This window comes from Saccharopolyspora oryzae (assembly GCF_027853915.1).
Taxonomy (GTDB): Bacteria; Actinomycetota; Actinomycetes; order Mycobacteriales; family Pseudonocardiaceae; genus Saccharopolyspora; species Saccharopolyspora oryzae.
In genome coordinates this window covers 56,937-70,650 of the sequence record NZ_JAQGLA010000009.1, presented here as the reverse complement: position 1 = coordinate 70,650, position 13,714 = coordinate 56,937, and the positions used below count along the sequence as shown (strand labels likewise).

General features: G+C 70.0%; 13 protein-coding genes. 9 read left to right on the top strand and 4 right to left on the bottom strand.

The window, feature by feature from the left end; translation table 11 throughout:
- Positions 1-18: 18 nt before the first annotated feature.
- The 4 genes from solA to OU415_RS08750 are packed head-to-tail and all read right to left on the bottom strand — an operon-like array spanning position 19 to position 3,404.
- The gene (gene solA, locus OU415_RS08765) at positions 19-1,200 is read right to left on the bottom strand and encodes an N-methyl-L-tryptophan oxidase (RefSeq protein WP_270948105.1); all 1,182 of its coding nucleotides are present in this window, start codon (positions 1,198-1,200) and stop codon (positions 19-21) included.
- Positions 1,201-1,208: 8 nt separating this feature from the next.
- Positions 1,209-1,604, bottom strand: coding sequence for a hypothetical protein (locus tag OU415_RS08760; protein ID WP_270948104.1), 396 nt, complete (start codon positions 1,602-1,604; stop codon positions 1,209-1,211).
- A gap of 22 nt (positions 1,605-1,626) precedes the next feature.
- Positions 1,627-2,196 carry a GNAT family N-acetyltransferase gene (locus OU415_RS08755; protein ID WP_270948103.1) on the bottom strand — a complete coding sequence of 190 codons (570 nt, stop codon included), beginning with the start codon at positions 2,194-2,196 and terminating at the stop codon, positions 1,627-1,629.
- A 41-nt stretch (positions 2,197-2,237) separates the two neighbouring features.
- Positions 2,238-3,404, bottom strand: a complete 1,167-nt coding sequence (locus tag OU415_RS08750) for a cation diffusion facilitator family transporter (RefSeq protein WP_270948102.1) — start codon at positions 3,402-3,404, stop codon at positions 2,238-2,240.
- 570 nt (positions 3,405-3,974) lie between these two features.
- Between OU415_RS08750 and OU415_RS08745 the strand changes: the two genes are divergently transcribed.
- The 9 genes from OU415_RS08745 to OU415_RS08705 are packed head-to-tail and all read left to right on the top strand — an operon-like array spanning position 3,975 to position 13,579.
- The gene (locus OU415_RS08745; protein ID WP_270948101.1) at positions 3,975-5,516 is read left to right on the top strand and encodes an ABC transporter substrate-binding protein; all 1,542 of its coding nucleotides are present in this window, start codon (positions 3,975-3,977) and stop codon (positions 5,514-5,516) included.
- A 21-nt stretch (positions 5,517-5,537) separates the two neighbouring features.
- Positions 5,538-6,212: a haloacid dehalogenase type II gene (locus OU415_RS08740; protein ID WP_270948100.1), complete on the top strand. Its 675-nt coding sequence runs from the start codon at positions 5,538-5,540 to the stop codon at positions 6,210-6,212.
- Between the two features lie 21 nt (positions 6,213-6,233).
- Positions 6,234-7,511 (top strand): NAD(P)/FAD-dependent oxidoreductase, encoded by a 1,278-nt coding sequence (locus OU415_RS08735; protein ID WP_270948099.1) that lies wholly within the window; start codon positions 6,234-6,236, stop codon positions 7,509-7,511.
- Positions 7,512-7,544: 33 nt separating this feature from the next.
- Positions 7,545-8,489 (top strand): ABC transporter permease, encoded by a 945-nt coding sequence (locus tag OU415_RS08730; protein ID WP_270948098.1) that lies wholly within the window; start codon positions 7,545-7,547, stop codon positions 8,487-8,489.
- Positions 8,476-9,375: an ABC transporter permease gene (locus OU415_RS08725; protein WP_270948097.1), complete on the top strand. Its 900-nt coding sequence runs from the start codon at positions 8,476-8,478 to the stop codon at positions 9,373-9,375. The genes OU415_RS08730 and OU415_RS08725 overlap by 14 nt, the downstream gene beginning before the upstream one ends.
- Positions 9,376-9,403: 28 nt before the next feature.
- Complete coding sequence (locus OU415_RS08720) at positions 9,404-10,111, top strand: GntR family transcriptional regulator (RefSeq protein ID WP_270948096.1); 708 nt, start codon at positions 9,404-9,406, stop codon at positions 10,109-10,111.
- Positions 10,108-11,100 carry an ABC transporter ATP-binding protein gene (locus OU415_RS08715; RefSeq protein WP_270948095.1) on the top strand — a complete coding sequence of 331 codons (993 nt, stop codon included), beginning with the start codon at positions 10,108-10,110 and terminating at the stop codon, positions 11,098-11,100. The genes OU415_RS08720 and OU415_RS08715 overlap by 4 nt, the downstream gene beginning before the upstream one ends.
- Positions 11,097-12,101, top strand: coding sequence for an ABC transporter ATP-binding protein (locus OU415_RS08710; protein WP_270948094.1), 1,005 nt, complete (start codon positions 11,097-11,099; stop codon positions 12,099-12,101). The genes OU415_RS08715 and OU415_RS08710 overlap by 4 nt, the downstream gene beginning before the upstream one ends.
- Positions 12,098-13,579 (top strand): aldehyde dehydrogenase family protein, encoded by a 1,482-nt coding sequence (locus OU415_RS08705; protein ID WP_270948093.1) that lies wholly within the window; start codon positions 12,098-12,100, stop codon positions 13,577-13,579. The genes OU415_RS08710 and OU415_RS08705 overlap by 4 nt, the downstream gene beginning before the upstream one ends.
- Positions 13,580-13,714 lie beyond the last annotated feature (135 nt).

Genomic DNA, 13,714 nt, shown 5'->3' with positions numbered 1-13,714 from the left:
CGGCAGCGCCGCGGCAGGTCACGCCGGGGTCAGGGCGTCCGGGGGCCAGTCCGCCAGCGGCCGGTCCGGGGCCAGGAAGTCGACGTCGCGCGGGGTGCGCCCGTCGGTGACCAGGTCGGCGACGACGTCGCCGACGGCGGGGGCGAACTTGAACCCGGCCCCGGAGAAGCCGCAGGCAACGATGATCCGCGGCTCGTCGGGCAGCGCGCCCAGCAGTGGTTGTCCGTCGGTGGTGTAGCCCTCCAGCCCGATCGTCGTGGCCACCGGGTCGGCGTGCAGCCCGGGGAAGTAGGTCGCCACCGCGTCCCGGAAGAGGTGCAGGAGTTCCCGGCCGACGGTCAGCGGCGGGTTGTCGGTGTCGTGGACGACGGGGTGCCCGGTGGTGTAGATGCCGATCTTGATCGTGGCGCCGTCGACCACCGGGAAGCCGTAGGCGTTGACGTCCCCGACGCGTTCGAAGACCGGGAACACGTCGCCGCGGTACCGGTCGATGTCGTCCGGCACGTACCAGGCCTGCACCACCCGCCGGGGCAGCACCGCGGTGCGCATCGCCGGGAGGACGTCGCGCGCCCGCGCTCCCGGCGCCACCACGACGTGGGCGTAGCGCCGGGAACCGGTCTCGGTCCGGACCACGACGCCGTCGGCTTCCGGCTCCACGCCCAGCACTCGCGTGTGGTCGAACACGACCGCACCGAGTTCCTCGGCCCGTTGGGCCGCGGTCACCACCGACAGCTCCGGTCGCAGGAAACCCGCCTTCGGGTCGAGGACGCCCGCGTCGCCGGCTCGGACCAGGTGCTGCGGAAAGCGTTCCTTGAGCTCGGCGCTGTCCAGCACCTCGTGGTCGAGCCCGGCCGCGCGCGCCGAAGCGTGCGCGGCGACGAGCGCCGGCGCGTCGGACGGCCCGAGGATCAGGCCGCCGACGAGGTGCAGGAGGCTGCGCCCGGTCGCGCTCTCCAGGCCGCGCCAGAGGTCGAGCGCTTGCAGCGCGAGCGGGGTGAGCCGCGGTTCTCGTTGGCTCTGCACGGAGAACCGCCGCGTCTGCCCGGAGAACGCGCCCCGGTCGTGCCCGATGCCGAACCGCTCGTACCCGTGGACGCCGTGGCCGCGGACGGCGAGCCGCCACGCGGCCATGGCTCCGATCGCACCGAGTCCGATCACGGCGACATCGGCGTCGTGCTGCGCCTCGGGGGACATGGACATCAGACCCATCAGGCCGCGACGAACTCGTCGACCTCGGACGCGTGGACGTGCAGCATGCGGGCCAGCGAACCGTTGCCGCGCGAGAACTTCAGCCGCGGCTCGGCCCGGTTGAAGAACGCCGCGCCCTGGTCCGGGGACTTGTCGGACTTGTCGTCGGGGTACAGCGGGTTGCTGGTGTTCTCGATCTTCGGCCACAACGCGCGGGCCGCTTCGGTGGACTCGAATTCGATGATCAGCACGAGGGTGCCCGGCAGCAGCTCGTTCGCGACTTCTTCCAGGACCGAGCCGCCGAGGTAGCCGGGATGCCCGTCCAGGGACCGCAGGAACTCGCGGAGGCAGTCCTTGGCCTCGTCGACCTTGCCCGGTTCGGAGACGTAGATGAAGACGTCACGCCGTTTGGCCATCGTCAGTTCCTCATTTCGTCGATCAGACCGATGCGGAGTTGCGCACGGCGAGCGGGATTTCCATGAACACCGCGCGGGACACCCCGGCGGTGTCGTCCTCGACCAGGACCGAGCCGATGGACAGCCAGAACGGCACCGCGCCCGGCGAGTGGCGGAAGGTGTGCAGCGCGACGGTGTCGTAGTGGCCTTCGCTCCGCACGCGGTCCAGGACTTCGCGGATCAGGACCCGAGCGATGCCGCGTCGCCGGTGCTCGCGCAGGACGTAGACGCGGACGAGCTGGCCGGTGCGACCGTCCCGGTAGCGTTCCACCAGGTGCGGCGGGCTGAGCCCTTCCTTCAGCGCTCCGCCGCGGATGCCCGCCGTGGCCAGCAGTTCACCGGTGCGCTGGTCCTCGGCGACGAGCAGGAACGGTGCCTCGGGTTCGAGGTACCAGCCGGCCATGTCGTCGATGTCGGCGTGCACGACCGGGTCGTAGGGGTCGCCGAAGTCCTCCCGGACGGTGCGCAGCATCAGCGCTCGCGCTTCCGGGATGTCGGCGGCGGTGAGTTCTCGAACGAGGTATCCGGTGTCGTGGTCGGAATTCGCTGGCATGGCGCGAACCTCCGGTTCGGTGTTGGCTTGCGGAACCGCCGCTACTGCTGGGCGGCCAGTTTCGCCCGGTACTCGGCGCGGGCTTCGGCGCTCGCGTGGTGTCCGGCGAGTTCGTGCAGATCTGCTGGTCTTGCTCCGTCGACGATCGGGTGCAGGTGCACGACGACCGATTCGAGGTGCGGTGTCGCGTGCAGCAGTTCGTGTTCGACGCGGTCGGCGATCCGGTGTCCTTCCAGGACGCTCAGGTCGCCCGCCACCGCGACTTCCGCGTCGGCCTCCATGCGGTGGCCGTTCCAGCGGGCGCGGACCCGGTCCACCGCCACCACGCCGTCGACGGCGGAGGTCGTGCGGGTCATCGAATCGATGACGCCGGGTTCGACGCCGTCCATCAGCCGGCGGAACACGGTGCGCATGGTGCTGATCAGGATGCCCGAGATCACCAGCGCGATGATCAGGCCGATGATGGCGTCCGCCCGCTCGAAGCCGAGCCACACCCCGACCACGCCGAGCACCACGGCGATCGAGGTGAGCCCGTCGGCGCGGGCGTGCTGCCCTTCGGCGATCAGCGCCGCCGAGCCGATCTTGCGGCCGGTGCGGATCCGGTAGATCGCCACGATCTCGTTGCCCGCGGCGCCGACGAAACCCGCGGCGAAGACCCACCACAGGTTGGTCAGCGGGCGCGGGTTGATCAGGGCGTCCACCGACTCCCAGATGATCAGCACCACGGAGGCCGCGATCACCAGGGAGATCAGCACGCCGGCCAGGTCCTCGGCCCGGCGGTAGCCGTAGTTGTAGCGCTTCGTGGCCGCGCGCCTGCCGAGCCGGAAGGCGATGACCAGCGGGATCGTCGTGACCGCGTGCCCGAGGTTGTGCAGGGTGTCGGCGAGCAGCGCGATCGATCCGGAGATCGCCACGATCGCCATCTGCAGGATCGCGGTCGCCATCATCCCGGCGAGGCCGATCCAGGCCGCCCGGATCCCCTGACCGCTGGTCTCCTCCGCCGACTGGATGGCTTCGTTGGCGTCGTGCGAATGCGGCACCACGACGTGCTTCAGCTTCGCCAGGAAGCCGTGCTCGTCGCCGTGCCCATGACCGTGGCCGTGCCCATGTCCATGTCCGTGTCCGTGGTGCGCGCCGTGGTCGTCGTGTTCGTGCTCGTGGCCGACTGCCCGAGCTCCGGCCGCACTGGTCGAGTTTTCGCTGCTCATCGAGACCGAATTCCCGTCTGTGGTGGGAGCGCGCGAGATGTTCAGCGCGTGATGTTTCACGTGAGACGTTACAAATGCTCGGCCCGGACCGTCAACCGCTGAACGAGCTCCGGAAGACGTCCGACCCAGGTTGTTAACAAAGTGGCCCAGACCGCGAGCCGGCCCGGCGGGCTACCGACACTCCTCGCGAAACTCCTGGTGCGCAAAGCTTTTTCGCCCGTTCAGACGCATCCCGGCGGGAGGTGACCGGTCAACGATCCGCTCAGCAGAAGGAATTGTTGACAACGCCTGATCGCTGCCACATGATTGCCCGCATCCTTGCCGAGCCGATCATCCGGCTCACCTCGGTCGGCCGCTCTCCCCAGCGGTCGGCGTCCGCACCGTTGCAGCAGCTGCCAGTAGTGCGCCGCGATCGCCCGTCCTCGCCGATGGCCAGGACTACCGGCGAGCAGCGGAGCGGGAGACGAGAAGTCGACGAGGCGCCCGTCGCCCGGAACCGACCACGAGATCGACGCACACGCCTGGCGGTCGTGATCTACCGGCGGCTGTCCCCCTCCCCAGGTGGTTCCCATGAGAAGCTCACGACTCGTCCGCTACGCCGCCCTCACCGCGGCGACCGCACTGGCGCTGGCCGGCTGCGGCACCTTCGAGAACGGCTCCCCCGGCGGCGCCGACGGCGGATTGGTGATCAACCTCCAGTTCACCCCCAAGTCCCACTACGCCCTGGAAACCGACGACGCCCTGGTGCTCAGCCAGGTCGGCTGCCTGGAAACGCTGCTCACCTACGACGCCGGAGCGAGCGAGCTCAAACCGATGCTGGCCACGTCCTGGCAGCAGAGCAGCCCGACGTCCTGGGACTTCAAGCTCCGCGAGAACGTCAAGTTCCAGGACGGCACCGACCTGACCGCGGCCGCGGTGGCGGATTCGCTGCGGCGACTGCTCAAGGCCGAGGCACCGCCGCGCGCGTTCACGCCGAAGGTGATCGCGGGCGTGGACGCCCTCGACCCGTCGACCGTGCGGATCACCACCGGAAAACCGAGCGCGCTGCTGCCCTTCCGGCTGGCGAGCGCGAACACCGGGATCCTCGCCCCCGCGGCCTACACCGACTCCGGCATCGACCCCGTTCGCCACTGCACCGGCCCGTACACCCCGGTTTCCGAGGCACCGAGCCAATCGATGACGTTGGAGCGCAACGCGAACTACTGGGGTCCCCCTGCTGCAGTGTCCCATGTGGAGGCTCGGTTCACCCCGGAAGGCACCACCCGAGCCACCCAGCTGCAGACCGGTGAATCCCAGATCGCGCTCGGCATCCCCGCCACCAAGCTGGCCGAGCTGCGCAGCAACAGCGAGCTCGCCGTGACCGAGGCGTTCACCCCTCGCACCACCGGCCTGTACTTCAACAACTCCCGCGCCCCGTTCGACAAACCCGAGCTGCGCAAGGCCGTTCAGGCCGCGCTCGACCTCGGGGCCATCGCCACGAGCGTCTACGACAACGGCGCGAAACCGGCCGTGGGACCGTTCTCCCCCGACGAAGCGTGGGCACCGCGAGGCGCCAAGCCGCCGGCGCAGGACGTCGCGAAGGCCAAGAAGCTGCTCGCCGACGCCGGATACGCCCCGGGGCAGCTCAAGCTGACCCTGCTCGCCTACGCCGAACGGCCGGAGTTCGGCGACCTGGCCGCAGTTGTCCAAGCCAACCTGGCCGCGATCGGGATCACCGTCGAGGTGCGGATGAGCGACTACTCCGCGATCGAACCCACGCTGCTGGACGGCAACTACGACCTGGCGCTGCTGTCCCGCAACCACCTCACCGACATCGCCGATCCGATCGGCTACCTGACCGCCGATTACAGCTGCAACGGCGGGTTCAACATCAGCAAGTTCTGCGACCCGGCCGTGGACGCCGCGCTCGACTCCGCGAACGCGATGGCCACACCCGACGAGCGCAACGCCGTCTACGCCGACATCGCGCGACAGCTCGAGGACAACGCCGTCACCGCCTTCGTGGTGCACGAGCAGACCTTCGCCGCGCACCGCAACTCCGTGCGCGGATTCGTCGACGACCCGATGGCCAGGTACGCGGTCACCAACTCGCTCACCGTGGCGAACCAGTAAGCACCGAAGGGAAGGCTCCGCATGGACCTGCTCGGCTACACACCCAAGTACATCACCTTCGACTGCTACGGAACCCTCACCAACTTCCAGATGACCGAGACGGTGCTCCCGCTCATCGCGGACCGCATCGCGCCGGAGGACACCCCGACGTTCATCAAGGACTTCCGCGCCTACCGCATCGACGAGGTCATCGGCGAGTACAAGCCCTACCAGCAGGTCCTCCGCGACTCCTGGCAGCGGGCCTGCAACCGGTGGCGGATCCAGTACCGCGCCGGCGACGCCGACACCATCGTCGAGGCGGTCGGCTCGTGGGGACCGCATCCCGAAGTGCCGGAAGCGCTCGGCAAACTGGCCGCGGCCTACCCGCTGGTCATCCTCTCCAACGCCGCGGACGCGATGTTCCGCAACAACGTCGAGCAGCTCGGGGTGGACTTCCACCGGGTGTTCACCGCGGAGCAGGCCGGCGCGTACAAGCCGCGCTACCGGGCGTTCGAGTACATGCTCGACCAGCTCGGCGCGGAGCGGGACGAGATCCTGCACGTCTCCTCGCACATCTGGTACGACGTGATCCCGGCGCACGAGCTGCGCATCCGGCACAAGGTGTACGTCAACCGCGGCTACGACCCGTCGGTTCCGTTCTACGAGTACGCCGAGACCACCGACCTGGCCGGCGTGCCGCCGCTGCTCGGTCTGTGAACCAGGACATCGGAGGACCTCGTGAAACTGCTGTCGTACTGGTTGGACACCGCGAAACCCGCTGGTGACTTCCGGCGCAACGAACTCCCGGCGCGGGCGGACGTGGTCGTGGTGGGTGCCGGGCTCACCGGTCTGTCGACCGCCGTGCACCTGGCTCGCCGCGGTGCGCAGGTCGCGCTGCTGGACGCGCACACCGTCGGTTGGGGTGCCTCCGGGCGCAACGGCGGGATGGCCACCACCGGGCTGGCCATCTCGTTCGCCACCGGCGTCCAGCGATACGGCGAGCGACCGGCGACGGCGATGTTCCGCGCCTACAACGACGCGATCGACACGCTGGAAGAACTGGTTCGGACCGAGGGGATCGACTGCTCCTTCGAGCGCACCGGGAAGCTGACGTTGGCCGCGAAACCGTCGCACTACCGGGCTTTCGAGGAATCCGCCGAGCTGATGCGGACCATGGCCGGGCAGGACGTGCGGCTCGTGCCGCCGTCCCGGCTCCGGGACGAGATCGGCAGCCCGTACTACCACGGCGGCATGGTCGATCCGCTCGGCGCGGCCGTGCACGTCGGCCGCTTGACGGCCGGGCTGGCCGGCTCGGCGGCGGCGAACGGCGTGTCGATCCACGAGGAATGCCGCGTCGTCGAGCTGGTCCGGCGCGGTGAGCACGCCCACGACGTGCGCACCGAGCTCGGCACGGTCCGCGCCGATCAGGTCGTCGTCGGGACCAGCGGTTACACCGGGAACCTGACCCCGTGGCTGCAGCGGCGGATCGTGCCGATCGGCAGCTTCATCGTCGTCACCGAACCGCTCTCCCCGGCGGTGGTCGACGAGCTGCTGCCGAACCGGCGGGTCGCCTCCGACAGCAAGCACCTGACGTACTACTTCCGGATCACCCCGGACAACCGGTTGCTGTTCGGCGGACGAGCCCGCTTCGCCCTGTCGAACCAGGACTCCGACCGCAAGAGCGGGCGGATCCTGCAGCGCGCGATGCGCGAGGTCTTCCCGCAGCTGGCCGGTACCCGCATCGACTACTGCTGGGGCGGGCTGGTCGACATGTCCCTCGACCAGATGGTGCACGCCGGGGAGCGCGACGGGGTGTTCTACTCGGTCGGCTACAGCGGCCACGGCGTGCAGATGGCCACCCACATGGGCAAGGTGCTCGCCCAGGTCCTCGCCGGCGAACCGGCCGCCAACCCGTGGCGCGACCTGAAGTTCCGCGCCATGCCAGGACATTTCGGCCCGCCGTGGTTCCTCCCCCCGGCAGGTGTGCTCTTCAAGTTCCTCGACCGCGTCAGCTGAACTCCCCTACCAGCAGCGGAAAGGGGGCGTGCCGTGTTCCACGTCGTCAAACGGCTCATCGTGCTGATGAGCACGCTCGTGATCGTCTCGTTCGCGGTCTTCCTGATCCCGTACCTCACACCGGGGGATCCGGTGCGGAAGATCCTGCGGGCCCGGGTCGGCGACCTCGACGTCGACCCGGCCGCGCTGGAGAACCTGCGCCACCAGTACGGCCTGGACCGGCCACTGCTCGTGCAGTACTGGGATTGGCTCAGCAGCGCGCTGCGCGGCGATCTCGGCCTGTCCTACACCAGCCGCTCCCCCGTCATCGAGATGATCGGGCACGGACTCGCGGTGACCGCGGTGCTGGCCGTCGCGTCGCTGCTGCTGGCCCTGCTGGTCGCGCTGCCGCTCGGGGCGCTCGCCGCGGTCAAGCGCGGCGAGCCGACCGACACCGCGATCACCACGGTGACGCAGGGCTTCGTGGCCATCCCCGAGTACTGGCTGGCACCGGTGCTGATCCTGGTCCTGGCGATGCAGTTCGGGCTGCTGCCCTCCGCGGGGTGGCAGGGCCCGCAGTCGATGGTGCTGCCCTGCATCACCCTCGCCCTCCGGCCGATGAGCTACTTCACGCAGGTGGCCCGGGCATCGATGATCGAGGTGCTCGAATCCCCGCACATCACCGCGGCCCGGGCCCGCGGGCTGGCATTCGGCACGACGATGCTCCGGCACGGCGTGCGCAACTCGCTGCTGCCGGTGATCACGCTCTTCTCGGTGTGGCTGGCCGGGCTGCTGGGCGGATCCGTGGTGGTCGAGGTGATCTTCTCCATCCCTGGCATGGGGCGGTTGCTCTACGAGTCGGTGGTGAACAACGACGTCCCCGCGCTGCAGGCCGGCATCGTGAGCCTGGTCGGGCTGGCGGTGCTCATCACGACGCTGACCGACCTGGTGTACGCGTGCATCAATCCGACGGTGAGGACAGCCCATGTCTCTGCTTGACGACCACCTGCGCGCACCCGAAGCGCAACGCACCGAAACCTCGTCCCCGCGGCTCACCCGCAGGCGCGGTTGGGCGAACGTCCGGACCTGGCCGGTGAGCCTCCGCGTCGGCGTCGCGGTGTTCGCCGCCGTGCTGCTGGTGCTGGCCCTGACCCCGTGGATCGCACCGCACGACCCGACCGCGCAGGACCTGGCGGCCCGGCTGGCGCCACCCGGTGGCGAGCACCTGCTCGGCACCGACCAGCTCGGCCGCGACGTGCTGAGCAGGCTGATGGACGGCGGTCGCTTCTCGGTGTCGATCGCGGCGATCACGCTGGCCATCTCCGCGTTGTCCGGCACGTTGATCGGCATCGTGTGCGCGCGGCGCGGTGGCGCGCTGGACGAGTTCGTGATGCGCCTCAGCGACGTGCTGCTGGCCTTCCCCGAGATCATCGTCGCGATGTTCCTGGTGTCCGTGCTGGGGGCGAACTACCTGACCCTGGTGCTGGCGCTGGTGATCAGCGGGTGGACCCCGTTCGCCCGGCTCGCCCGCGGGCTGGCCCTGGAGGTGTCCGCGCGGGACTTCGTCGAGGCCGCTAGAGCGCTCGGCTGCTCGAAGTCGTTCATCGTGTTCCGCCACGTGCTGCCGAACGTGCTCGGCCCGCTGCTCGCCCACGCCGCGACCCGCTTCGGGCACAAGCTGATCACCGTCGGCGCGCTGTCCTTCCTCGGTCTCGGCGTGCAACCCCCGGATGCCGACTGGGGCTCCATGCTCGCCGACGGGCAGCCCTACCTGACCCGCGCGTCGTGGCTGGTGATCTACCCCGGTTTGGCCATTTTCGCGACCGCGCTGAGCATCACACTGATAGGTCAGGGAATCAACGCCCGGCGGAGCAGCCGGGGTTGAGCCGATGCATCTGGATCGAGGAGCAGCCGTGAGCTCGCCGAAACGCAAGCCCGAGCCGCGTGTCCCGAAGCGCACGCTGGCCGCCGTCGTCACGTCGCAGATCCGCGAACGGATCATCGCGGGCGCCTACCCGCCCGGTACCCAGCTGAACGAGGGCGAGCTGGCAGCGCGCTTCGCCACCAGCCGCGGGCCCGTGCGCGAGGGGCTGCAACGACTGGTGCAGGAAGGTCTGCTGATCAGCACCCCGCACAAGGGCATCGCCGTTCGGGTGCTGACCGCCGACGACCTGGACGACCTGTACTTCGCCCGCGCCGCCCTCGAACGCGCCGCGCTGCAGCGGCTGACCTCGCACGGCGCCCCGGCAGCGCTGATCGCGAACCTGGAGCAGGCGGTGGAGCAGCTGGCGCAGGCCGTGGAGAACGAGGACTGGCACCAGGTCTCGGCCGCCGACCTGCGCTTCCACCAGCACATCGTCAACGCCGCGCGCAGCGAACGCCTCTCGCTGATGTACGGCTCGCTGGCGGACCAGACCCGGCTCGGCCTCAACCTGATGCTGGGCACCTACAAGGGGCGCACCGACCTCGTCGACGAACACCGGGAGCTGCTCAAGCTGATCAGCGCCGGCGATCGCCCGGCCGTGCTGGAGGCCCTGGACCGGCACTTCGGGGAAGCGATGATCACCCTGCGGCACCACACCGACACCGAGGTGCCGCCCGGACCGGGGAGGCGGGCATGACCGATCTGCTGACCGTCACCAACCTCTCGGTCGGTTCGCCCACCGGCCCGCCGATCCTCGACGGCGTTTCGCTGCGCATCGGCGAGGGCGAGGTCCTGGCCGTCGTCGGCGAGTCGGGCTCCGGCAAGAGCATGACGGCGATGTCGCTCATCCGCCTGCTCCCCGCACCGCTGACCGCCGGCGCCGACGAGATGACGCTCGGCGGCCACGACCTGCTGCGCGCCACGGACAAGGAGATGAACTCGATCCGGGGCGGGCAGGTCGGCGTCCTGTTCCAGCAGCCCAAGCGGATGCTCGACCCCACTTGCACCGCGGGTGCGCAGATCGCCGAACCGCTGCGCCGGTTCCGCGGCATGAGCCGGTCCGCGGCGCGGAGGACGACCGTCGAACTGCTCCGGGACGTCGGGATCCCCGAACCCGAGCGGCGCGCCCGCTCATACGCGCACCAGCTCTCCGGCGGCATCGCGCAGCGCGTCATGATCGCGGTGGCGCTGGCCGGGCAACCGAGCCTGCTCATCGCCGACGAACCGACCACCGCCCTGGACGCCACCGTCGAGGCCCAGATCCTCCGGCTCATCGCGGCGAAGAAGCGCGAGCTGGGCATGTCGGTGCTGTTCATCTCGCACGACCTCAACGTGGTGTCCGCGATCGCCGACCGGATCGCGGTCATGTACGCCGGGCGCATCGTGGAACAGGGCCCGGCCGAGGAAATCCTCACCGCACCGGAACACCCCTACACGCGCGCGCTCATCGAGTGCTCGCTGCTGCGGCAGAACGCGCAGGGCGAGCTCTACGCCATCCCGGGCCAGGCCGGTTCGGCGCGGGAGATCACGGTCGGCTGCCGGTTCCGGGACCGGTGCGCGACCGCGCAGTCCGCGCACATCGAGCACCAGTGCGCGCACGCCGAACCGGCGCTCGTCGATTCGGGCACGCCCGGGCACACCAGCCGGTGCTGGATTCCGCTGCAGCAGACGAAGGAACCGCTATGAGCGCTGAGGACCGCGATGTCATCGTCCTGGACGACGCCGTCAAGCACTTCCCGTTGCCGCGGCGCGGTTTTCGGCCTCGCGAGCGGGTGCACTCCATCGACGGCGTCACGCTCCGGGTCCGCCACGGGGAAGTGCTGGGACTGGTCGGCGAATCCGGCTCCGGCAAGAGCACCCTCGCCCGGGTCGTCCTCGGCCTGACGCCCACCACGTCCGGTCGGGTCGCCGTCGACGGCGTGGACGTCGGCCACCTGAGCGGGGCGGAGCGCAAGCGGCTGACCCGCACCGCGCAGCTGGTCTTCCAGGACCCGCACGCCGCCATGGATCCGCGGATGACCATCGGCGAAAGCCTCTGCAGCGTCTTCGCGCAGCACGGGATCGGCAGGAAGCACCAGCGCGTGCAGGCGGCCTCCGAGGCGCTGGCCGAGGTCGGCCTGGACCAGGGCTACCTGGACCGCTATCCGGCCGAATGCTCCGGTGGGCAGCTGCAGCGCGTGGTGATCGCCCGCGCTTTGCTGCTGCGACCCAAGCTGCTGATCTGCGACGAGCCGACCTCAGCGCTCGACGCCTCGGTGCAGGCGCGGATCCTGAACCTGCTGCACCGGCTGCGCCGCGACCACCAGCTGACGATGGTGATGATCTCGCACGACCTGCGCGTGGTGCGGTTCATCGGCGACCGCATCGCGGTGATGTACCTCGGCCAGATCGTCGAAATCGCCGACCGGGACGTGCTTTTCGAGCGGTCCTGCCACCCGTACACGTTGACCTTGCTGGCCTCCGCGGGGGCCTGCGCGCAAGCCCCGCCGGAGGTGACCGCGACCGGCGAGCCGCCGTCGCCGATCCATCCGCCGTCGGGGTGCCGCTTCCACCCGCGATGTCCGCTGGCGACCGAGCGGTGCCGCTCGGAAGTCCCCCAACCGCAGGAGATCGCACCGGGGCACCAGGTGCGTTGCCACCACTGGAACGAAGCGCGGATCACGCTGGCGACCGAGGAGTCCCGATGACCACCAGCGCACCGGCACCCCTCGAAGACCAGGTGTGGACACCACCGGCCGGAGGCTTCTGGGCGGGCAGCTGGCAGGACGGCGACCGCCGGATGCCGGTGCGCGACCCCGAGGACGGTTCGACCGTCGGGTCCGTCGTGGACACCACCGACGCGGAGGTCGACCGCGCCGTCGCGCACCTGGCCGAGCACTGGCGCCCCGGCTGCTGGCCGCTCTGGCAACGCCGCCGAGCGCTCGAAAGCACCGCTGACGAGCTGTCGAGGTCGGTGGACAGGTTCACCGCGATCATCGCCGCGGAGGGGTGCAAAACGGTCTCCGAAGCCCGCGCGGAGGTGTCCCGCGCCGTCGAGACCTTGGAGCTGGCAGCCCACGCCGCCGCGAGCCTCAGCGGTCGAACAGTGCCTTTCGACAACACCCCGCGCGGCCTGGGCTGGACCGGTTGGCACACCCGCGAACCGCTCGGCATCGTCGCCGCGATCACCCCGTTCAACGACCCGCTCAACCTGGTCGCCCACAAGCTCGGCCCCGCCCTCGTCGCGGACAACGCCGTGGTCCTCAAACCCGCCGAGCAAACACCGCTGAGCGCGCTCGCGCTCGTCGAACTCCTGCTGCGCAACGGTGTTCCCGGCGACCGCATCGCCGCTGTTCCGGGCCGCACGTCCGGGCAGGCGCTCGTCCGCCACCCGCGCATCGACGTGGTGTCCTTCACCGGTGGTCCCCGCACCGCCGACCGCATCGCGCAGGCCGGTCCGGCGCGCAAGCTCCTGATGGAGCTCGGCGGCAACAACGCGCTGATCGTCTGCTCCGACGCCGATCCCGACCGGGTCGCGACCGCCGTCGTGGACGGCGCTTTCGGCGTCGCCGGCCAGAACTGCCTGTCGGTCCAGCGGGTTCTCGTGCACGCTTCCCGCTATCGCGCGGTGCTCGAACGCGTCGTCAGCGCGGCGCGGGACCTGGTCGTCGGCAGCAAGCGCGACCCCGCGACCGACGTCGGACCGATGATCGACGCCGACGCGGCCGAGCGCGTGGTGCGCTGGATCGACGAAGCGGTCACCGGCGGCGCAACGCTGCACACCGGCGGTCAGCGGCGGGGTACCTTCGTGCGGCCCGCCGTGCTCACCGGCGCACCCTCCGACGCGCGGGTCCGGACCGACGAGGTCTTCGGCCCCGTCGTGCTGCTCGACCCGTTCACCGACACGACCGCCGCCATCGACGCGGCGAACGCGGTGAACACCGGTCTGCAAGCAGGAGTCTTCACCCAGGACATCGACCGAGCGATGACGATCGCCAACGCCCTGACCGTCGGCGCGGTGCTGATCAACTCCACATCGGACTTCCGCATCGACGCCATGCCCTTCGGCGGTTTCAAGCGTTCCGGCATCGGCAGAGAAGGCGTCGAGTCAGCGGTGCAGCAACTCACCGAGCCCAAGATCATCGCGATCAACACCGGCACCCCGCAGCACGATCCTGCGGCCTGAACGCCGGTTCACAACGCATCATCGCGGGCACCTCGGTCGCAGCTGAAAGCGCGCAGGATTGCGGGGAAGATCGGCGCACTGCGCCCATTGTCGATCAATGCGAGCAATTCGCCTCCAGGAGCCGGAACGTCCAGA